Genomic DNA, 19,967 nt, shown 5'->3' with positions numbered 1-19,967 from the left:
CCAGTAATTCTCTCCTGCTGGACTTCCCTTCCCCGCCCGGATATTGAGGCGAGGATGAGCCGGCGCTCCTGGGCGCCCCGGAGGTCACCATGCACACACTGACGACAGCGGAGGACTTCGCGCCCGACTGGGCGGCGATCGGCGTCGTCATCCTCGGCGTTACGGCTTTTGCCGTCGGCCAGGGCCTGACCTATCCGTTGATTGCGCTGATCCTGGAAAGCCGCGGTGTCTCCTCGACGATGTCCGGGCTGAATGCATCGGTGTTTGCGTTCGGACTTGCATCCTCGACATTGATGATCGGCACGCTGACGCGCCGCATGCGCGGCGACCGGCTGATCATCGCCTCGCTCTGCGGGGTGTCGGTTGCACTTGCGACCTTTTCCGTCTTCGATCAATTGTGGGTGTGGTTTGCCGCGCGCTTCGTGCTCGGCTTCTGCACCAGCATCATCTACACCGTCAGCGAAGCCTGGCTGAACACGGCTTGTCCCGACCGCCTGCGCGGGCGGGTATCGGGCGCCTACAGCGCCGGAATGTGCGCGGGATTTGCCGCCGGGCCGCTGGCGATACCGCTGATCGGCACCGAGGACGGCTTCGCCTTTGCTCTGACGGCAATCTATGTCGCCTTCGTGGCCTTTGCCTCGGTGATGCTCGGACGTTTCGCCAAGACCAAGCCGGAGGCATCGCAAGCCGGCGGGCTGGTGACCTTCGTCAAGCTTGCACCGATCCTGACCCTGATGGTGCTCGCGTTCGGCTTCTCCGACATCGCCGCGATCTCGATGATCCCGCTCTATTTCGTCGAGCGCGGTTATTCGACCAATTTCGCCGCCTTCGTGGTTACCATGGTCGCCCTGCCGACGGCACTCGCGCAGCCCTTCGTCGGTTGGCTGCTCGATCGGGTATCGCGACCGGTCGTTGCGGTTTCCGGTTCGCTGATTGCCGCGCTCGCTTTTCTCGCCCTGCCGCTGATGACGTCGCAAACCGGCTTGCTGGTCGCAGTCTCCATTCTCGGCGCGGCCAGCTTTTCGCTCTATACGGCCAGCCTCACCCTGTTGGGCGAACGCTTCCGTGGCGGGCTGCTGGTGTCGGGCAGCGCCGTCTTTGCCCTGTCCTATGCGATCGGCAGCGCCTTCGGCTCTGGCGCGACGGGTGCCACCATGGATCTTGTCTCGCTTGATGCGGGACCGATCTTTACCGGCCTGTTGATGCTGGTCTTCACCTTCGTCTTTGCGGTCAACCTGCTGCGCATCCGGCAGCGGATCTGAGGCGGAGCCGATGCTTGAAACCTCGCCCCCGGAAATCTTCGACTGTCAAAGCTGCGGCGCCTGCTGCGCCTATTCGGCGGACTGGCCGCGCTTTTCGCTGGAGAGCGATGAAGAGCTTGCCGCCATTCCCGAGGCGATGATCGCCAAGGGCGAAAGCGGGATGAAATTCGAGAACGGCCGCTGCGCGGCGCTGACCGGCGAGGTCGGCAAACATGTCGGCTGCGCGGTCTATGCGGTGCGTCCGCATGTCTGTCGCACCTGCATGCCGGGTGACGAGGAATGCAAGATCGCCCGGGCCGAATTCGGCTTCAGCCTGAACGGGCTTCCGGAACCCGACGTCTATTTCGAGTAGGCTGGATCAGGGGATTGTGACCCCGAGTGTGTCGGCCGGCAATTCGCTGCCGATCTGGACTGTCTTGTCCTGCTTGTCATAGACGCAAAAATAGCTGACCGTGGCGTCGGCACCGGCGGCCTTGCCGTTCAGGAGCGCGACACCGTGGCTTTCCGTGCCGAACGGATCGACAACAATCGACGGCTTTTCGAGGCGGCCTTCAACCGCCTTCAGGCACTTGGCGGAAACATCTTTGGCAAAGTCCGCCCAGGCAGTATCCGACGACGCAAAAGCCGAAGTGGACGTCGCCAAAGCCATTGCGAAAGCAAGCGTGAAGCGTGACATGCCATATCCCTCTGAATGAATATTCGAGCCTTGTGATTCCGGCTAAACCATTGCTGCAAAAGATGGCGGCGAAGAGACAAATCTTTCCTTTCGCGTACTGATTTTAGCGGATCTGCGGTTGCCTCACCCCTGTTCCGCACCTATGTTCCCGTCACCTGCCAAAACGCAATCTTTTGCCAAGAGGAGATACCACCATGGCCTTCGAATTGCCCGCCCTTCCCTATGCCTACGACTCGCTCGGCCCGTTCATGTCGGCTGAAACCCTGGAGTTTCACCACGACAAGCACCACATGGCCTATGTCACCAACGGCAACAACCTGCTGAAGGATTCGGGCCTGGAAGGCCTGTCGCTGGAAGAAGTCGTCAAGCAGTCCTATGGCAAGAATGCCGGCCTGTTCAACAATGCCGGCCAGCACTACAACCACATCCACTTCTGGAACTGGATGAAGAAGGACGGCGGCGGCAAGAAGCTGCCGGGCAAGCTGCAGGCCGCGATCGACAGCGACCTTGGCGGCTATGACAAGTTCAAGGCCGATTTCGTCGCAGCCGGCACGACCCAGTTCGGCTCCGGCTGGGCCTGGCTCTCCGTCAAGGACGGCAAGCTCGAAATCTCCAAGACCCCGAACGGCGAAAACCCGCTGGTTCACGGTGCTTCGCCGATCCTCGGTGTCGACGTCTGGGAACACTCCTACTACATCGACTACCGCAACGCCCGTCCGAAGTATCTCGAAGCCTTCGTCGACAGCCTGATCAACTGGGACTACGTCCTGGAAATGTACGAATCTGCCTCGAAGTAATTCGGCAGACATTCGTCATGCAGATGAGCCCGGCACGGAAACGTGTCGGGCTTTTGCACATCCGGCACCGATGCAAGACGGTGGTCGATGGAACAATTGAACGCCTCCGACGTTTGCTCTTCGAAATCCGAAACAACCGTGAAAGGATCTACCGTGGCCACGAATTCAGCCCTTCAGGCAGAACTGCGCGAATTGCGCGAGCAGATGAGCGAACTGCAGGATATCATTGCACAGCAGGCCAGCCGGAAAAGCATCGACCTGCGCCACAAGGCGAATGACGTCGTCCAGGGTGCTGCGCAGAGCGCGAGCCGTACCGCCAGTGTGGTTGCCGATTATGCGCGCGAAGGTGCCGACAGCGTTGCCGGGGTGGTGCGTCGCCATCCGACCGCGACCTCGACTGCATTGCTCACCATCGGCGTCCTCGGTGGCCTGATCGGCTACCTGATGGCAACATCGACGCCTGCCCCGCGCGACAGCCGCTGGTCCTGGCACTAAGGAATACCGCGATGGCCAAAGTCACCTATCACGTCGTTGCACATGATGACGGCTTTGCCTATCGGCTCGGCGCGGTCTATTCGGAGGCCTTCGCCACGCATGCCGATGCTGTTCGTGCCGCGCGGCATGCAGCCGGCGCGCAGCAGCTTGCCGATGGCGATGCCGAGATCAGCTGGCAGGACGAGGCAGGCAACTGGCATCACGAACATGCCGACGGTGCTGACCGTCCGGAGACCACGGTCGTGGACGATGTTGGCGAAGTGCGATAAGAAGGCCCGCCTGACAGGCTAAAATGAGAAAGCCCGTGGCACGCCACGGGCTTTCTTCGTTTCTCGGGTTGTCTATCGCCTGCGGTCAGGCGGCACGCCGTATGGCGGCGTGATCCGCCACCAGCCTGAACCGCTCGATCATCACCCGCAAGTCGGCCGCTTCCTGCGCGAGGCGGCTCGCCTCGAGGCTCTGCTGGTCAGAGACTTTGGCATTTTTCTGCGTGACGACATCCAGGGTATCGACCGCGCCGGCAATGTCACGCAAGCCGTTCGACTGATCGTGCGAGAACTTGGCGATGGCATCCATATGGTCGTTGATGGTCTGGATGAGACCACCGATCTCGACCAGCGTCTCGCCCGTGCCATGCACCAGCTTGACACCGTTCTCGACCTGCGCGGTGGAGTTCTGGATCAGCGCCTTGATTTCCTTGGCGGCATTTGCGGAGCGCTGGGCAAGTTCGCGCACTTCCTGTGCCACCACGGCAAAGCCCTTGCCTGCCTCTCCCGCACGGGCCGCCTCGACGCCGGCATTCAGCGCCAGCAGGTTCGTCTGGAATGCGATCTCGTCGATGACGCCGATGATGTTGGAGATCTGCTGGGCGCTCTCCTCGATCCGCCGCATCGCCTGCTCGGCTTCCGTCACCACCTTGCCCGACGTGAGCGCGCTCTGGTTCGCCCTCTTGGCGACATCGCGCGCGTCCGTCACCCGCTGGTTCGAGGCGTGGACGGTGTCGTTGATCTCCTTCAGTGAGGCGGAGGTCTGTTCCAGAGAGGCTGCCTGGCTCTCCGTACGGCGGGCCAGTTCGCTTGCACCGTCGGCAATGTTCCCGCTGCCCTGGTCAATCGTGCCGGCAGCATTCTGGATCGCGGACATGGTGTTGGCCAGTTCACGGATGGACGCATTGAAATCGTGACGGAGTGCCTCGAAATTCTCGGCAAAGGGAACGTCTATCTGGAAGGCGAGATCGCCCGTCGCAAGCCGGCGCAAACCACCTGCCAGACCGGCGGTCGCGAAACGCAACTTTTCGGCACTCTCTTCTTCCGCTCGGCGTTCGACCGCCAGACGGTGCTCCTCTGCCTCGTGCCGGGCCTGCTGCGTTTCAGTTTCGAGCTGACGCGTGCGGCGAAGGTTGTCCCGGAAGATCTCCAGCGCGCGGGCCATGATGCCCAGATCGTCACGCCGATCATCGTTGCCGACATCGACTTCGAGGTTTCCGTTGGCCAGCCCCTGTGTCGCCCGGGCGAGCTTGCGCAGCGGATTGATTGCCGTGATGCGCAGCATCAGGACCATGAGACAGATCATCAGCACCAGCGCGCCCGTACCGATGCCGAGCCGCTTCCAGGCATTGGTGCGCCAGGCGGCAAGTTCCGGGGCGAGATCGACCTCGGCGCTGTAGACACCCAGCACTTCGCCCGGCTGGATATTCATCTTGGCGGTGTGACAGGAGGCACATTTTTCATCGGTCGCGCTGCCCTGCCCGAGAATGACCGGGCGGGTCATGCGAAAGCGCTCACCTTCCAGACTGTTCAGACGCTGGAGGGTCGCGATGGCCTGCTGATCGACACTGTCATGCGGACCCTCAAATTCGGTCTCGCCTTGCGACTTCTGGAAATCGATGACTTTCGGTGCCATGACCAGCCATAGCTTGACGCTACCCCCGGAATTGGAGAACTGCTCCATGGTGCCATCGAGTGTCTCGATGGCAGGGTCGTCTTCCCCGACTTCCTTGCGGTTCAGCATGGCCTGGGTGTGGACCGATTCGAGCATGTCCAAGGCAGCGTCACCGCGCTTGGCGGCCTTGTCGGTGAGCGTCAGGCGCTCTGACGATATCTCGTAGGCGGCAGTTGCCGCCTGGATGGCCACGACGGCGATGCCGATGCCCAGAGCCATCTGGAGTGAGAGCGGCAGTTTCTTCAATGAATTGAACATATTGATCCCGTGCAAGAGCCGCTCTCCCGGCGGCGATGTTAACGGTAACAAATTCGGCATCTGCCGTTAATTTTCCGTTCAAAAATGCGAGATCTGACCATCAAAAGGAGAGATATTGTTAAACAATGTTTGTCGTTCCACGACCGGGCGTTGGACACATATGCGCGCCCCACGCCCGGTTGCAGATCAGAACTCCGACCACTCCTGTTCCGGCTGTGCCGGAGCTGCGGTACCACCGAAGGCGCGGCCGAGCTTGCTGGCCAGGGCCCGAGCCGGGGACGGGGCGGCAAGATGTGCAGCAGAGGCAATCTTCGGCGATCCGGCGCGCGATACAGGTGCGGCTGGACGGAAGTCGGCAGCGGGAGCGCGAACCGGGGACACGTGTCCCTTTCCAGCCTGACCCTGTGCAGGCTGGCCCTGCCCAAGGCGGAACTGGGCAAGCAGCGTGTTGAGCGATGCGGCTTCCGCGGCCAGCGAATGCGACGCTGCAGTCTGCTGCTCGACCATGGCGGCATTCTGCTGCGTGCCCTGATCCATCGCGTTGACGGCAGTGTTGATTTCCTGGAGGCCGGTCGACTGTTCGCGGGCCGCTGTCACGATCGCGCTGACGTGCTGGCTGATTTCCTGCACCGCTGACACGATCTTTTCCAGTTCCATGCCTGTTTCGCCAACCAGCGACACGCCGTTGCCGACATGGGTGGTGGAGTTGGAAATCAGTCCCTTGATCTCCTTGGCGGCATTGGCCGAGCGCTGGGCCAGTTCGCGGACCTCCTGAGCGACGACGGCAAAACCCTTGCCGGCTTCGCCCGCACGGGCCGCTTCGACACCGGCATTCAGTGCTAGCAGGTTGGTCTGGAAGGCGATATCCTCGATGACGCCGATGATGTTGCCGATCGCGCCAGACGACTTCTCGATTTCGGTCATCGCCTGGACCGCATTGCGGACGACATCGCCGGAACGCTCGGCGCCGGTACGGGTGCGGGCGACCAGCTCACCGACATTTTCGGCGCGTCTTGCGGTATCCTTGACGGTGGTCGTGACCTGTTCGAGGGCGGCGGCGGTTTCCTCGACGGACGCTGCCTGCTGCTCGGTGCGGCGGGAGAGATCATCGGCCGAAGCGCGGATTTCTGCTGCACCGGCATTGATCGCCTGGGCGTTGGCGCCGACCGAATGAAGCGCCGCCTGAAGCTTGTCGAGCGAGTCGTTGAAATTGCCGCGCAGGCTGTCGAGACGGGTGGCGAACGGCTTGTTAAGGCGGAAGACGACGTCGCCATTGGCGAGCGCGGACAGGCCTTCGGCCAATTGTCCCATGGCAAATCCGACTTCCTCCGCCTCGCGAGCCTTTTCAGCCTCGGTCTTCTGCCGCTCCGCCTCGACCTGCTGACGCATCGACTGACGCTCCTCGGCCATGCGGGCGGTTTCGATCGCCGCATCCTTGAAGACCAGAACGGCCTTGGCCATCTTGCCGACCTCGTCACCGCGATCGACAGCGGGGACATCAATGGCGTGATTGCCGGCAGCAAGGCTGGTCATGGCTTCGGTCATGCCTGTGATCGGTGTGACGATCGAGCGGGCCAGAAGATAGATCAGGCCGATGGCGAAGACGCCGGCGACCGCTGACCCGAAGAAGAGCGCAAGCTCAAGCTGAAGATGGGCGGCTTCGAGCGCGTCGCGAGTTTGAGCTGTCCGGGCCGCGAGCAACGCCTTGATGTCGGCTGCGGCCTTTCGGAACTGGTCGAGCTGGCCGCCGGTCTCCTTGTGCCCGATGGCAACGATCTCGGCGAGAGGCGCATCGCTGGTTCTGGCCGCGAGCATCTGCGGATCGACGACTTCGCTGGCATAGCTGTCGGCGGACGCGCGCATCGTATCGAGCGAGCGGATGATATCGGCTTCGCCGGCGGCAACCGTCCTGGCTTCGGCGATCGCCTTGTCCAGTGCCTGGCGCTCGGTCGAGACCGCAGCCAGCGTGCTGTCACTGCGCACAAGCAGGTAGCCGCGCTGGTTGACCGCCTGTTCGAGCATGGCCGCAACAGCAGTGTCGACGAGATTGACGATCCGCTGCGAGCGATCCTGATCACGCGAGGCAAACTTGGCGCCGTAGGCCTGTAGCAGGACAACAAGTGAGGCAATGAAACAACCGGCCATGATGGCGCAGAAGGTCAAAATCAGTTTCTTGCTCAAGGACAGGTCTTTGAATGACATAACGGAAACCTTCCGGCCCGCGCGGATTGCGGGCATGCGCAGCATCAAACATGCGCCGATAATGCGGGTCCATGATCCGATCCGGGCTAGCGCGAACATCATGACGCGCGTCGAAAACCGCCGGTTCTCTTCGATCGGGCGGATACTTGCGCAAACCACTTTACAAGGTGTTACCGCCGCCGTTCGGTTTTGACGACTGTCAAGGCTGGCTGGGGACAATCGACAAAATGTCCGGGCGCCCGGCCCCAGCGACGTGTTTCGCCTGCATACAGGTCGGCTTTCGTCATCGCCTTTCTCGAGGGAATTCTGCAAACCGTCGTCGGCACGGCAGCGCTCCTCTGAGAGGTCGGGCGGCGCCCCGAGGAAACGAAAAACGCCCCCGCAAACCGGGGGCGCTTTCAGGTCCAGCGTTCCGTCGTCGGAGCAATCAGAATTCGCTCCACTCTTCCTTGACGGCCAGATTGCCCTGCACAGCCGGGGCGCGCCTCACCGGGGCTGCCGGAGCACGAGAAGCGGATGTGCCGGCATAGCCGCGATCGGCGGCTGCCGGTGCAGCCGTGCCCTGGCCCGACAACTTGAACTGGCCGACAAGGCTGCGCAGCCGCCCGGCTTCCTGGGCCAGCGTGGCGGATGCGGCCGTCGATTCCTCGACCATGGCGGCATTCTGCTGCGTCGTCTGGTCCATCTGGTTGACGGCGGTATTGACCTCGGCCAAGCCGGTGGACTGTTCGCGGGCAGAGGTGGCAATGGCGTCCATCAGCTGGTTAATCTGCGAGACATAATCGCCGATTGCCTTGAGGGCGACACCGGTATCGCGCACCAGCTTCACGCCGTTGTCGACCTCACCCGAGGAGTTCTGGATCAGGCCTTTGATTTCCTTCGCCGCATTGGCCGAACGCTGCGCCAGCTCGCGGACTTCCTGGGCGACGACGGCAAAGCCCTTGCCGGCTTCACCCGCGCGGGCGGCCTCGACGCCGGCATTCAGGGCCAGAAGGTTGGTCTGGAAGGCGATCTCATCGATGACACCGATGATGTTGGCGATCTGGCTGGACGCCTGCTCGATGCGCTGCATGGCATCGACGGCATTGGACACCACCTCGACCGACTTCAGGGTATTTTCATTGGCCAGAATGGCGACCGAGCGGGCCTCCTCCGTGCGCTTGGAGGAATTCGAGACATTGACGGTGATCTCGTCCAGCGCTGCTGCCGTCTCCTCGAGGGCCGCAGCCTGCTGTTCGGTGCGCTTGGACAGGTCGTTGGCGCCAGAGGCGATCTCGCGCGTGCCGTTGTCGATGCTGTGCACGGTTTCCAGGACGGATGCGATCGTCTTGCCCAGCTGCTGTACGGATGCGTTGAAATCCTGGCGCAAGGGCTCGTATTCGGGGGCGAAGGCCTCGGTCAGCTGGAAGGAAATGTCGCCATCCGCCAGACGCTTCAACCCGTCGCCGAGTGTGGCCGTGGCGAAACGCAGCTTTTCTGCCTCCTCAGCGGCGCGACGGCGGCTTTCGGCATCCTGCGCGCCTTCGCGAGCGCGCGCTTCCTCGGCCTTGCGCTCCAGTTCCTTGTTGGCGAGACCGGCCTGGCGGAAGACCTCTACGGCTGACGCCATATCGCCGATTTCATCAGCGCGGCCACCAAAGGGAATTTCCGCGGCAAGATCACCGCTTGCCAGAACACGCATGGAGGCGGCAATCCGGCGGATCGGATTGGCAATACCGGTCACGGCGAACAGTACACCAACGACCGCGACGGCGATCGCCAGACTGGCAATGGCAAGTGTCCAGGTAAGAACGGAACGGTAGGCACTTTCGCTCTGGGCGGCAAAATCGCGAACTCGTTCGACGACGAAAGCGACCAACGTGTCCACGTCTGCGTTGGCCTTGCTCGCGGCTTCGGTCATTCCGGTCTTCAGCAGTGCTATGGCCTCCTGTTCCTTGCCGGCAGTCTTGAGGGCATGAAGTTCGTCACCGAGCTGTTCATAGGAAGCCAGTGACTGCTTGAACTTCGTGATCAATTCGCGACCGCGTTCGGTGCGAATGCCGCTTTCATATGTCTTGATGGCACTGACTAGCTCTGCCTCCACCTTGCCGATCTCATTGGTCTCAAGTTTTAACTCGTCGGATGATGCAGCCAGCAGTTCCTTGGCATAGGCGAGACGCAAGAGGTTGAAATCGCCCTTGATGGTGCGTGCAATAACCAGCCGCTCCATCCAGTAGCCACTGATCTCGCGGGTATTGCCGTTCAGCGTCCCGATGCCGCGCAGCGAAACGAAGGACAGGGTCGCGATCAGGACCGTGATGACAGACAGCATGGCAATGATGGCCACTTTTATGCTTGGGCGTTTCATTCTTGACACTCCGATGGGGAAACCGGGATGTCATGTCCCTCACCTGGCCGTCCATCGGCCCTCATGCTTCGTCATTCAATAAAATGCATTTGATTTAATTTAGCGTTACCTAACGCTTACCCTCGCTTGTTTCACAAGCCTTCACCGAGACTTAGGCAAGGCAAGCAGGTAAACAGGTGAGCAGGCAACAAAACGGATATCCTCACCAATGCCACAGAACAGCGCCCAAAACGCCGAAGCCCTCCGGGCCCGAAACCGGAGGGCTTCTGCTTGTCTGCGGTCCGGGAGGAGGAGGTTCCGCAGGCTGCATGCTTTGCCGGGTCTGCGGCGGATGGAGGAGATCCTATTGTACAAACCCATACGAACATTAGAGTCATTTTATTAATTAATTGCTAATTAACCAGAAATCGACGCAGCCGACAAGGGTCCAGCACCGACAAGGGCAGAAATGCGACCTGAGAGCGGGCCGGATCGGCACAAAAGACTTGCGCCGAAGGCCCTCTCGGATCATTGACGGGGCATGACAGATCTTCCCGAGCCCCAACGCCTCGACCAGTTGCTGGTCGCCCTCGACCTTTTTGCCAGCCGCTCGCGCGCCCGCGATGCCATCCAGCGGGGAACCGTCAAGGTCGACGGCAAGGTGGTGAGCAAGCCGAGCCTGGTGTTTGCCGCCACACATGTCTTCACCATCGACGACCCGGCACAGGACTATGTCTCGCGCGCGGCGCTGAAGCTGGTGGCCGGCCTCGATCATTTCGGCCTGTCGCCCGAAGGCTGCGACTGCCTCGATATCGGCGCCTCGACAGGTGGCTTCACCGAAGTGCTGCTGAAGCGCGGGGCCGCGCATGTGACCTCCGTCGATGTCGGCCACGACCAGTTTCATCCACGCCTGGCGTCGGATCCGCGCGTCACCAATATCGAGGGCCTCAACGCCCGCTACATGGAGCCGGAGGATATCGACAACCGGGAGATCGATTTCATCGTCTCGGATGTCTCGTTCATTTCGCTCAAGCTGGCGCTGGTGCCAGCGCTGGAGATTGCCGAGCCGGGCGCCCATTGCCTGCTTCTGGTCAAGCCGCAGTTCGAAGCTGGTCGCGACGCGATCAGCAAGGCTGGCCTGTTGAAGGCGCCGGAAACCGCACCGCTGGTGGCCGCCGAGCTCGAACGCTGGCTGACGGAAGACATGGGCTGGACCAGTCTTGGCCTGATCGCCTCGCCGATCGCCGGCGGCGACGGTAATGAGGAGTTCCTGCTGGCCGGGCGAAAGCCACTCGACGAAGACGCCGGTGACGATACCGATGTCGACATGGACGAGGACGCCGAATGAGCGCCGAGACCGTGACCATTTCGAGCCTCGGCGCCAAGGGTGATGGCGTTGCGCATGGCGAAATCGGGCCGATCTTCGTGCCTTTCGCGCTGCCCGGCGAAACCGTGTCGATCGCGCAAGTGAAGAGCGAGGGCACCGTCATGTCCTTTGCCACGACCTCGCCGGACCGGATCGCGCCGATATGCAAACATTTCGGCCCCGACGGCGTCGGCGGCACCTGCGGCGGCTGTTCGATGCAGCATCTGGCGAAGCCCGCCTACAATGCCTTCAAGCGGCAGATCCTGATCGCGGCACTGCAATCCAAGGGCATAGAGGCACCGGTCAGCGAGATGGTCGAGGCGCATGCGCACCAGCGCCGCCGGATCGTGTTTACCGTGCGTCGGCGCGAGAAGGATCTGGTCATCGGCATCAACCAGGCCGAGACTCATCATGTCGTGCCGATCGAGGAATGTCCCATCGCGTCGAACGGGATCATCTCCCGGCTCGACGCTCTGAAGATCATCGCCAAGGCTTGCGGCTCCGATGCCTTCCGCCTGACGGTCACGGAGACGCTGACGGGCCTCGACATTTCACTCGACGGCCTGCGCGGCGGTCTGGGCGATCGCGAACGGCGTGCCGTCAGCGATGCGGTGATCAGGCTGCGCGACATCGCCCGCGTTTCGGCCAATGGCGAGATCGTCATCGAGCCGCACAAGCCGATGCTGGATTTTGGCGGGGCGCGGGTTTCGCTGCCGCCGGGCGGATTCACCCAGGCGACACTGGAAGCGGAAGAAAAGATGGCGGAGATCGCCATTGCCCATATCGGCAAGGCCAAGCGGGTCGCGGACCTATTTGCCGGGATCGGCACATTCGGACTGCGCATTGCCCGCAAGGCGCAAGTGCATGCCGTGGAGGGCGACGAGAAGGCAATCAAGGCGCTGGATCAGGGCGCTCGCATGACGCAGGGCCTGAAAACCTTCAGCGTCGAACGGCGCGACCTGTTCCGCCGGCCGCTGATGACATCGGAATTCAAGCATTTCGATGCGGTGGTGTTCGACCCTCCGCGCGCCGGTGCCGAAGCGCAATGCGCCGAGCTGGCGAAATCGCAGGTGAAGAAGATCGTGGCGATCAGCTGCAATCCGCTGACGCTGGCCCGCGACCTGTCAATCCTCATCGCCGGCGGCTACAGGATCGACCAGGTAACCCCGATAGACCAGTTCCTCTGGTCGCCGCATGTGGAGGCGGTCGCCACCCTGACCAAGGGCTGAACCGGCCCAGGCTACCATCGCAATACCGGATCTGACTGCACGCAGATACGTCTTTTGCGTGCATTTCAGTCGCTTGCGCAGTCCCTGATTTCGCCCCATGATTGCATCCGCCGCATATGCGCGCGGAGCATCAGGGAGATTGTCATGGCGGAAATTGCGATGCACGGACACGGTGTCCGCGGGATGAAACGCGCCTCGTTGATGGCGCTTGCCGGAAATGCCGATCCGGGAAAATTCGGTCTGATGTTCCCCCATCTGCCGCCACTTGTGGCCAGCGAGGATGCGCTGTTCGAGCTGGCGTTCGCGATGAAGGACGTCAAAGGCGATGCGGGAGACAATCCGAATATTCCGGCCGGATATACCTATCTGGGGCAGTTCGTCGATCACGACATCACGCTCGATACGACGCCGCTCAAGCAACAGAAGGCCGACCCGCTGGCGACCACCAACTTCCGCTCGCCGGCACTCGATCTCGACTCGCTCTATGGCGACGGACCGGGCATCCATCCCTATCTCTATGCGAAGGATGGCCTGACCGACCCACCGGGACCTCGTTTCCTGATCGGCAAAGCGCTGGATTCACCCGGCCTGGTTACAGCGCGGATTCCTGATCTGCCGAACGATCTGCCCCGCAACAGCCACGGCCATGCGCTGATCTTCGACGAGCGCAATGACGAGAACCTGCTGGTGGCGCAGTTCCACCTGCTGATGCTGAAATTTCACAACAAAGTGGTCGATGAAATCGAGGCCAGCAGGCCCGGCCTGAAAGGGCTCGATCTTTTCCACGAGGCGCGACGCGTCGTCACCTGGCACTACCAGTGGATCGTGCTGTTCGATTTCGTCGAGCGACTGACCGAACCCGGGCTGGTTCGACGGATCAAGAAAGAAGGACGCCGTTTCTACCGCTTTCGCGCCAAGCCCTACATGCCGGCCGAGTTTGCCGCTGCGGCCTATCGCAACGGACATTCGATGGTGCGCCAGTCCTACAGCCACAACGCCGTCTTCCGGCCGGGAGGTCTTGCCGACGGCACGCTCAACCTGCTGTTCAATTTCACCGGCAAATCCGGCCAGATCGTCGGCGACCTCGCGCCGGGCGTCCCGCCGACCCCGCTTGGACCCTTGCGCAGCCTGCCCTCGAACTGGGTGATCGACTGGCGCCGCTTCTTCGACCTCGGCACACTGGCAGACCCCACGTTCACGCTCAACATGTCGCGCCGCATCGATCCGTTCATCATCCCCGAATTGCACCAGCTGCCCGGGCATCCGGCCGACATGACGATACCGGAGGCGCGCGAATTCGTGTTGCCGTTCCGGAATCTGAGGCGCGGCGTGCAGATCGGCCTGCCGTCCAGCCAGGACGTCTGTCTGGCCATGGGCATCGCGCCTTTGAGCCAGGCCATGCTCTCCAGCGGCCCGGATGGCGCGGTCGCCGCCCGCCACGGCTTCCACAAGCGGACGCCGCTCTGGTACTACATCCTGAAAGAGGCGGAGCAGTTGCACAAGGGTGAACGGCTGGGGCCTGTCGGTTCGACGATCATCGCCGAAACCTTTCTCGGGCTGGTGCACGGAGACGAGAATTCGTTCCTCTGGCAAAGGTCAAACTGGGTGCCCGATCTGCCAGGCGAGACGCCCGGCCACTTCACCATGGCCGATCTCGTACGCTTCGTCGGTGATATCAATCCGATTGGCGCTGGGTGAACCGGCACGGAATGAGCCGGTCAAGACATGCCGGATATATGGCTCAGTAGGTCTGCAGGATGCCCGATCCGGTGGCGTTGGCGCAGCGGCAACTGCCGCCGACGCGGCCGGGACTTGCCGGGCAGGAGGCCTCGGCCCCGCCGTTGCGGGTGCCCGAAGGCGGTATGACACAATAGTAGCGCTGCGGCCGGACGCCCGGCTGCCTCTGGCGCCGGGACTGGCTCTGGATGATGACATCATTGTTGTCATTCACCAGTTGCAGATCGGTCTGGGTCCGGCCACCCGCTTGGGCTGGGCCAACGACGGGCGACAGGCCAATGCAGGCCAGGCATAGGGCAACGCAGAACACACGCAACATGGCAACCTCGAACATTTTTCACGCTCCGTCCCGATCAACGCATGAGACGGACATCTGTGCGACCACTATCCGCAGAACCGGTGAACAGAAACTGAACCGATGAGTGAAGAGGAGGCTAAATGGAAACGGCACCGCGATGGGTGCCGTTCCTGCGTCTCTCGTGAGCCTGTATCGAGCGTTTTCAGGCCGCGAAGCGGCGATTGCGCGTCTCCTGCACGTTCGCCCGCTCATCGATGCGGAACTGGGCCAGCAGGCCTGTCAGGGCGGCGGCTTCCGTTGCAAGGCCATGGCTTGCCGCCGTCTGCTCCTCGACCATGGCAGCGTTCTGCTGGGTGCCCTGGTCCATGGTGTTGACGGCGGTGTTGATCTCCGACAGGCCGGTCGACTGTTCGCGCGACGCGGTCACGATCGCATTGACATGGCCATTGATCTCCTGGACTTCGCGGACGATCACTTCCAGCGCCTGACCGGTCAGATTGACCAGTTCCACGCCGGCCCGCACCTGATCTCCCGACGCGCCGATCAGCGTCTTGATCTCCTTTGCGGCATTGGCCGAGCGCTGGGCAAGTTCGCGCACTTCCTGCGCGACGACGGCAAATCCCTTGCCGGCTTCACCGGCGCGGGCTGCTTCAACGCCGGCGTTCAGGGCCAGAAGATTGGTCTGGAACGCGATCTCGTCGATCACACCGATGATGTTGGAGATCTCGCCGGACGACTTTTCGATGCCCTGCATGGCGCCGACGGCACGCTGGACGATCTCGCCGGACTTTTCCGCGCCGCCACGGGCACGGGTGACCAGCTGACCGACTTCCTCGGCACGATGGGCGCTGTCCTTGACCGTGGTGGTGATCTCTTCAAGGGCTGCCGCGGTCTGCTCGACGGAGGCGGCCTGCTGCTCGGTGCGGCGGGCGAGATTGTCGGCAGACGAGCGGATTTCGGTCGCACCACTGTCGATGGCGCGGGCATTGCGGCCGACCATGGCCAGTGCGTCATGCAGCTTGGTCACCGAATTGTTGAAATCGGCGCGCAGGCGATCGAGATCGCCGGCAAACGGTGTCTCGATCCGATGGACCAGATCACCATTGGCAAGACGGCCAAGGCCATCGGCCAGCGCCTGCACCGCAAAGGATACCTGCTCAGCCTCGCGGGCCTTGAGGGCTTCACGCTCGCGACGTTCCTGGTCGGTCGTCGTGCGGGTCTCGTCCGCCTCGCGGGCCAGGCGTCCGCGTTCGATGATGTTGTCGCGGAAGACGGCGACGGCGGCTGCCATCTGGCCGATTTCATCGACGCGGTCGGTGCCTGGAATATCCGCCGAGACATCACCGCCGGCGAGCTTGCCCATGACACCGGTCATGTCGACCACCGGGCGCACGACGAGGCGCGACAGCAGGGCTGCGAGTACCGCGGTCATGGCGATGACGCCGATGATCGTGGCGATGGTGGCGGCCACCCGGAACTGTCCGATGCTGGCATAGGCCAGATCGCTGTCGACGGTGACGCCGAGATACCAGTCTCCCATCGGCAGGCCCTTGATCGGCAGGAAGCTGACCAGCACGGATGTGTCGGCAAACGTGCTTTCGCTGATGCCGTTGCCGATCACCGGCGTATTGGACGGGAAGGCATCGGCGAGCTTCTTGGTCACGAGCGCATTGTCGGCATGGACCAGAATGGTGCCGTCAGCCTTGACGAGGAAAGCCGAGCCCTTGCCGCCCATGTCGACGGATTTCACCATGTCGACCAGGGATGTCAGCGAGAAGTCGCTGGCTGCGACGCCGAAGAGCTTGCCGTCGCGCTTGACCGGCATGGCGGCGCTGATGATCAGGTTGCCGGTCGACGCATCGGCATAAGGATCGGTCAGGACCATCTTGTCGGCCTTGACCGCGTCCTGATACCACGGGCGCTTGCGCGGATCGTAACCTTCCGGCAGCGGCTGGTTCGGCACGGAGGTGAACACGCCCTGCTCGTCGCCGACATAGGTCGACATGAATTCGCGGATCAGCACGGGATTGTCGAAGGCGGCCGCGATGCCGGCTGCGTCGCTTGCCTTGGAGGCGGCATTGCCGGCCAGTTCGGTCAGCATGACGCGGGCGCCCAACCAGTTGGAGATGCTCTGCGAGGCCTGAAGGCCGGAGGAGTTGATCTCACTTTCGACGGCGTCGGTCGCGGCACGGCGCTGAAGGCTGTCGATATAGACCGAGAAGCCGGTCAGAGCGGCCACGACCACAAGGGACGCGACCAGCAGGATTTTGGTCATGAGGTTTGAACGGGCGTTCACTGGGAAATTCCTGAAATCACATCCGGCGCTCAGGCGCGCAAACGCATCCTGGCCGGACAGTGCCACTGGGTCATGGGTGGAAAGCGAGCGACGTCATGTCGATGCCGCAATCCTTTAGGATCGCTATTCACCCATGAATAGGCCGAGAGAATTAAGAGGAATTTAAGCAAAAGCTCACGCTGAAAAATAAAATGACAAATGTCATTTGCCACTCAGCGCGCGCCGAGACTACCGGCCTTTCATGAACGCTTCGAAGGCTGCGCGAGCCTCCACACTCTTCAGCTGGGCGACAAAATGCACCAGTTCTTCCTGCATGCGAGCGCGGATCTCGTCCGGATTTCCCTTGACCAGGGCGCGCGCGATCTTCATCGCAGCCGGCGGCTTTGCGGCGAGCGAAGCGGCGATTTTCAGCGTTTCGGCCTCGACCTGATCCGGCGCGACCACTTTCCAGATCAGCCCGGCTTCCCGCGCTTGTTCGGCGGAGAACCCTTCGCTGGCGGCGAGCATGGCAAAAGCGCGCTGGTGGCCCATGATGCGCGGCGCGATCAGGCTGGAAGCTGCCTCCGGCACCAGGGCGAGATCAACGAAGGGGGTCTTGAACAGACTGCGGTCGGAGGCAATCGTCAGGTCGCAATGCATGTGCAGCGTGGTGCCGATGCCGATGGCGAGGCCATCGACGCCGGAGACCAGCGGCTTGGTGACTTCGGTCAACGCCTTCAAAAGGCCGAAGGCAGCGGGTTCACCCACGGCGCCGGCCATGGCGAAGCCGAGGAAATCGGCCATGTCGTTGCCGGCCGAGAAACAGCCTTCCGAGCCGAGGAAGACGATAGCGCGGATGCTCTCGTCCGCCTCGCCTTCGAGGAGACCGGCGGTGAGCTTCTGGTACATGGCCTGGGTGATGGCGTTCTTCTTGTCCGGGCGGTTGAAGCGCAGGACGAGCACGCCGGGATGGGTGTCTGGGCGGGTGATCTGGATGTGGTCGGTCATCTCGGTTTCCTAGGGTGTCCCCACCCTCCCCTTGAGGGGGAGGGTCGGAGCGAAGCTCCGGGGCGGGGTGAACAACGACATTACTGGTCTTGGCGAGGTCACCCCCACCCGCCGCTTGCGCGGCGACCTCCCCCCTCAAGGGGGAGGTGGATACTTCATGCGAACAAGACCCGCGCCGCCTCGAGGCTCGCGGCACCATTGATGACGCGGTCCTTCAGGGCTGCCGTTTCAGCAATGATGTTTTCGGCGGCGAAGCGGCAGAGCGCGAGGCGGTTGTCGCGGCCGTGCTCCTCGTCGGCCAGAGCGCCCTTGGCGAGATAGACGCCCGTCAGCACCAGGCCGAAGAGACGCTGGTAGGGCGTGGCGCCAGAGAGAGCGGCGGTGGCATTGCCTGCGGCCAACTGGGCCAGCAGCCATCCCGTCGTCTCATCGAGATCAGCGAGGCTCGCGGCCAGGCGGCCTGCAGTCTCTCCGAAGCCACCGAGATTGGAGGCGCGGACAGCCCCGACGATGTCCTTCAACTCGGAGATGAAGCCGCGCACCTGGGCGCCACCCGAGAGCGGCAGCTTGCGGGTGACGAGGTCGGCGGCCTGGATGCCGTTGGTGCCCTCGTAGATCGGGGCAATGCGGCTGTCGCGCCAGAAGCGGGCGGCACCGGTTTCCTCGATAAAGCCCATGCCGCCATGGGTCTGAATGCCGAGCGAGGCCACTTCGACGCCGGCATCGGTGGCAAAGCTCTTGGCGATCGGGGTCAGCAAGGCCGCACGTTCGGCCCAGTGGCGGGCTGCGTCACCCTCCTCATGATGGCTCATGTCGGTGGCGTGGGCGCAAGTATAGCAGATGGCGCGGGCGCCTTGCGTCAGCGCCTTCATCGTCACCAGCATGCGGGCGACGTCCGGGTGCTCGATGATCGGGCTCATTCCCTGACCAGTCCAGCCCGGGGCTTTGCCCTGGGTGCGGTCCTTCGCATATTGCACGGCCTTCTGGGTGGCGGCCTCGCAGATCGCAACGCCCTGCATGCCGACCGCAAGGCGGGCATTGTTCATCATCGTGAACATGCAGTTGAGGCCCTTGTTTTCCTCGCCGATCAGATAGCCGATCGCACCCGGTTCATCGCCATATTTGCCGTCGCCATAGATCATGGTGCAGGTCGGCGAACCGTGGATGCCGAGCTTGTGTTCCAGCGAATGGCAGTGGAGGTCGTTGCGGGCCCCGAGCGAGCCGTCGGCATTGACGAGGAACTTCGGCACGAGGAAGAGCGAGATGCCGCGCGTGCCGGCCGGCGCATCGGGCAGGCGGGCGAGAACAAGATGGATGATGTTCTCCGTGATCTCGTGTTCGCCCCAGGTGATGAAGATCTTCTGGCCGAAGATGCGGTAAGTGCCGTCGTCGCGGCGCTCGGCGCGCGACTTCATCACGCCGAGGTCGGAGCCGGCATGCGGCTCGGTCAAGTTCATCGTGCCGGTCCATTCGCCGGAGACCATCTTCGGAAGATAGGTCTGCTTGAGGCTGTCTGCGCCATGGACCGTGACCGCGTCGACCGCACCCATTGTCAGCGTCGGGCCGAGCGCGAAGGCCATCGAGCCCGAGTTCCACATTTCGAGTGCTGCGACATTGAGCATATGCGGCAATGCCTGCCCGCCGAAGTCTTCCGATGCAGTCAGCGAATTCCAGCCGCCCTCGGCCCAGTGGCGATAGAGGTCGGCCCAGCCATCGGGCACGACAACCTTGCCATCGACCAGACGGGCGCCCTGCCTGTCGCCGATTTCGGCGAGCGGCGCCACTTCATCAGAGGCAAAGCGTCCGGCTTCCGACAGAATGGCATCGACAAGGTCGTCGCTCAGGTCGCCGAGCTTTCCTTCATCGATGGACTTGGCCAAACCGGCCACATGCTTCAAGGTGAACGCAATCTCCTCCACGGGCGCCTTGTACATGGCATTCTCCTCCACATCTTCCGTGCAACTGCCCGCCATCATCCCCCACCCAGGATGTGCGAAGCTTCCCACTCTGGCTAATTGATTTTTACGTAAACGTCAAACTATTTGCATGGCGCGGCGCTGGCCGGCGGTCATCGCATGCCTCTCGTCTTGGCCACCA

16 protein-coding genes are annotated in these 19,967 nt (G+C 62.5%); 8 read left to right on the top strand and 8 right to left on the bottom strand.

Going from position 1 to position 19,967, the window contains the following annotated elements:
• Positions 1 to 89 precede the first annotated feature (89 nt).
• On the top strand, positions 90 to 1,262 hold the full coding sequence (locus tag IM739_RS07550; RefSeq protein ID WP_237370568.1) for an MFS transporter: 1,173 nt from the start codon (positions 90 to 92) through the stop codon (positions 1,260 to 1,262).
• A 10-nt stretch (positions 1,263 to 1,272) separates the two neighbouring features.
• Positions 1,273 to 1,614 carry a YkgJ family cysteine cluster protein gene (locus IM739_RS07545; RefSeq protein ID WP_237370567.1) on the top strand — a complete coding sequence of 114 codons (342 nt, stop codon included), beginning with the start codon at positions 1,273 to 1,275 and terminating at the stop codon, positions 1,612 to 1,614.
• A 6-nt stretch (positions 1,615 to 1,620) separates the two neighbouring features.
• Here the strand turns inward: IM739_RS07545 and IM739_RS07540 are convergent, their stop codons facing one another.
• The gene (locus tag IM739_RS07540; RefSeq protein WP_237370566.1) at positions 1,621 to 1,938 is read right to left on the bottom strand and encodes a hypothetical protein; all 318 of its coding nucleotides are present in this window, start codon (positions 1,936 to 1,938) and stop codon (positions 1,621 to 1,623) included.
• Between the two features lie 194 nt (positions 1,939 to 2,132).
• On the opposite strand from IM739_RS07540, the gene IM739_RS07535 reads away from it, so the two are divergent.
• The 3 genes from IM739_RS07535 to IM739_RS07525 all read left to right on the top strand — a co-directional run bounded on the left by IM739_RS07535 (position 2,133) and on the right by IM739_RS07525 (position 3,499).
• Entirely contained in the window at positions 2,133 to 2,735 is a 603-nt protein-coding gene (locus IM739_RS07535) for a superoxide dismutase (protein ID WP_237370565.1), read from the top strand.
• Positions 2,736 to 2,888: 153 nt separating this feature from the next.
• Positions 2,889 to 3,230, top strand: a complete 342-nt coding sequence (locus IM739_RS07530; protein ID WP_237370564.1) for a hypothetical protein — start codon at positions 2,889 to 2,891, stop codon at positions 3,228 to 3,230.
• A gap of 11 nt (positions 3,231 to 3,241) precedes the next feature.
• Positions 3,242 to 3,499, top strand: a complete 258-nt coding sequence (locus IM739_RS07525; RefSeq protein ID WP_237370563.1) for a DUF2188 domain-containing protein — start codon at positions 3,242 to 3,244, stop codon at positions 3,497 to 3,499.
• A gap of 85 nt (positions 3,500 to 3,584) precedes the next feature.
• Here the strand turns inward: IM739_RS07525 and IM739_RS07520 are convergent, their stop codons facing one another.
• From IM739_RS07520 to IM739_RS07510, 3 genes are all read right to left on the bottom strand, one after another.
• Complete coding sequence (locus IM739_RS07520; protein ID WP_237370562.1) at positions 3,585 to 5,429, bottom strand: methyl-accepting chemotaxis protein; 1,845 nt, start codon at positions 5,427 to 5,429, stop codon at positions 3,585 to 3,587.
• Positions 5,430 to 5,615: 186 nt separating this feature from the next.
• Positions 5,616 to 7,631, bottom strand: a complete 2,016-nt coding sequence (locus IM739_RS07515; RefSeq protein ID WP_237370561.1) for a methyl-accepting chemotaxis protein — start codon at positions 7,629 to 7,631, stop codon at positions 5,616 to 5,618.
• 427 nt (positions 7,632 to 8,058) lie between these two features.
• Positions 8,059 to 9,978: a methyl-accepting chemotaxis protein gene (locus IM739_RS07510; RefSeq protein ID WP_237370560.1), complete on the bottom strand. Its 1,920-nt coding sequence runs from the start codon at positions 9,976 to 9,978 to the stop codon at positions 8,059 to 8,061.
• Positions 9,979 to 10,498: 520 nt separating this feature from the next.
• On the opposite strand from IM739_RS07510, the gene IM739_RS07505 reads away from it, so the two are divergent.
• From IM739_RS07505 to IM739_RS07495, 3 genes are all read left to right on the top strand, one after another.
• Positions 10,499 to 11,305: a TlyA family RNA methyltransferase gene (locus IM739_RS07505; protein ID WP_237370559.1), complete on the top strand. Its 807-nt coding sequence runs from the start codon at positions 10,499 to 10,501 to the stop codon at positions 11,303 to 11,305.
• Positions 11,302 to 12,552: a class I SAM-dependent RNA methyltransferase gene (locus IM739_RS07500; RefSeq protein WP_237370557.1), complete on the top strand. Its 1,251-nt coding sequence runs from the start codon at positions 11,302 to 11,304 to the stop codon at positions 12,550 to 12,552. Before IM739_RS07505 ends, IM739_RS07500 begins: the two co-directional genes overlap by 4 nt.
• Positions 12,553 to 12,696: 144 nt before the next feature.
• Positions 12,697 to 14,250 (top strand): peroxidase family protein, encoded by a 1,554-nt coding sequence (locus tag IM739_RS07495; RefSeq protein WP_237370555.1) that lies wholly within the window; start codon positions 12,697 to 12,699, stop codon positions 14,248 to 14,250.
• Positions 14,251 to 14,293: 43 nt separating this feature from the next.
• Here IM739_RS07495 and IM739_RS07490 read toward each other — a convergent pair whose 3' ends face one another.
• The 4 genes from IM739_RS07490 to IM739_RS07475 all read right to left on the bottom strand — a co-directional run bounded on the left by IM739_RS07490 (position 14,294) and on the right by IM739_RS07475 (position 19,804).
• Positions 14,294 to 14,623, bottom strand: a complete 330-nt coding sequence (locus tag IM739_RS07490; RefSeq protein ID WP_237370554.1) for a hypothetical protein — start codon at positions 14,621 to 14,623, stop codon at positions 14,294 to 14,296.
• A gap of 166 nt (positions 14,624 to 14,789) precedes the next feature.
• Positions 14,790 to 16,883, bottom strand: a complete 2,094-nt coding sequence (mcpU, locus tag IM739_RS07485; RefSeq protein WP_272911332.1) for a methyl-accepting chemotaxis protein McpU — start codon at positions 16,881 to 16,883, stop codon at positions 14,790 to 14,792.
• 228 nt (positions 16,884 to 17,111) lie between these two features.
• The gene (locus tag IM739_RS07480) at positions 17,112 to 17,870 is read right to left on the bottom strand and encodes a crotonase/enoyl-CoA hydratase family protein (RefSeq protein ID WP_237370552.1); all 759 of its coding nucleotides are present in this window, start codon (positions 17,868 to 17,870) and stop codon (positions 17,112 to 17,114) included.
• Between the two features lie 155 nt (positions 17,871 to 18,025).
• Complete coding sequence (locus IM739_RS07475; protein WP_237370551.1) at positions 18,026 to 19,804, bottom strand: acyl-CoA dehydrogenase; 1,779 nt, start codon at positions 19,802 to 19,804, stop codon at positions 18,026 to 18,028.
• Between the last annotated feature and the right edge of the window lie 163 nt (positions 19,805 to 19,967).

Source organism: Rhizobium sp. SL42 (genome assembly GCF_021729845.1).
Lineage (GTDB): Bacteria > Pseudomonadota > Alphaproteobacteria > Rhizobiales > Rhizobiaceae > Allorhizobium.
The sequence above is the reverse complement of the archived record's forward strand: the minus strand, read 5'-3'. Positions and strand labels throughout refer to the sequence as shown.

Excerpts from the sequence above, each read along its gene's own strand:
- IM739_RS07520 (WP_237370562.1), bottom strand. The coding sequence starts at position 5,429 with ATGTTCAATTCATTGAAGAAACTGCCGCTCTCACTCCAGATGGCTCTG.
- IM739_RS07475 (WP_237370551.1), bottom strand. The coding sequence starts at position 19,804 with ATGTACAAGGCGCCCGTGGAGGAGATTGCGTTCACCTTGAAGCATGTG.
- IM739_RS07495 (WP_237370555.1), top strand. The coding sequence starts at position 12,697 with ATGGCGGAAATTGCGATGCACGGACACGGTGTCCGCGGGATGAAACGC.
- IM739_RS07490 (WP_237370554.1), bottom strand. The coding sequence starts at position 14,623 with ATGTTCGAGGTTGCCATGTTGCGTGTGTTCTGCGTTGCCCTATGCCTG.
- IM739_RS07510 (WP_237370560.1), bottom strand. The coding sequence starts at position 9,978 with ATGAAACGCCCAAGCATAAAAGTGGCCATCATTGCCATGCTGTCTGTC.
- IM739_RS07545 (WP_237370567.1), top strand. The coding sequence starts at position 1,273 with ATGCTTGAAACCTCGCCCCCGGAAATCTTCGACTGTCAAAGCTGCGGC.
- IM739_RS07550 (WP_237370568.1), top strand. The coding sequence starts at position 90 with ATGCACACACTGACGACAGCGGAGGACTTCGCGCCCGACTGGGCGGCG.
- IM739_RS07500 (WP_237370557.1), top strand. The coding sequence starts at position 11,302 with ATGAGCGCCGAGACCGTGACCATTTCGAGCCTCGGCGCCAAGGGTGAT.
- IM739_RS07480 (WP_237370552.1), bottom strand. The coding sequence starts at position 17,870 with ATGACCGACCACATCCAGATCACCCGCCCAGACACCCATCCCGGCGTG.
- IM739_RS07515 (WP_237370561.1), bottom strand. The coding sequence starts at position 7,631 with ATGTCATTCAAAGACCTGTCCTTGAGCAAGAAACTGATTTTGACCTTC.
- IM739_RS07540 (WP_237370566.1), bottom strand. The coding sequence starts at position 1,938 with ATGTCACGCTTCACGCTTGCTTTCGCAATGGCTTTGGCGACGTCCACT.
- IM739_RS07505 (WP_237370559.1), top strand. The coding sequence starts at position 10,499 with ATGACAGATCTTCCCGAGCCCCAACGCCTCGACCAGTTGCTGGTCGCC.
- IM739_RS07535 (WP_237370565.1), top strand. The coding sequence starts at position 2,133 with ATGGCCTTCGAATTGCCCGCCCTTCCCTATGCCTACGACTCGCTCGGC.
- IM739_RS07525 (WP_237370563.1), top strand. The coding sequence starts at position 3,242 with ATGGCCAAAGTCACCTATCACGTCGTTGCACATGATGACGGCTTTGCC.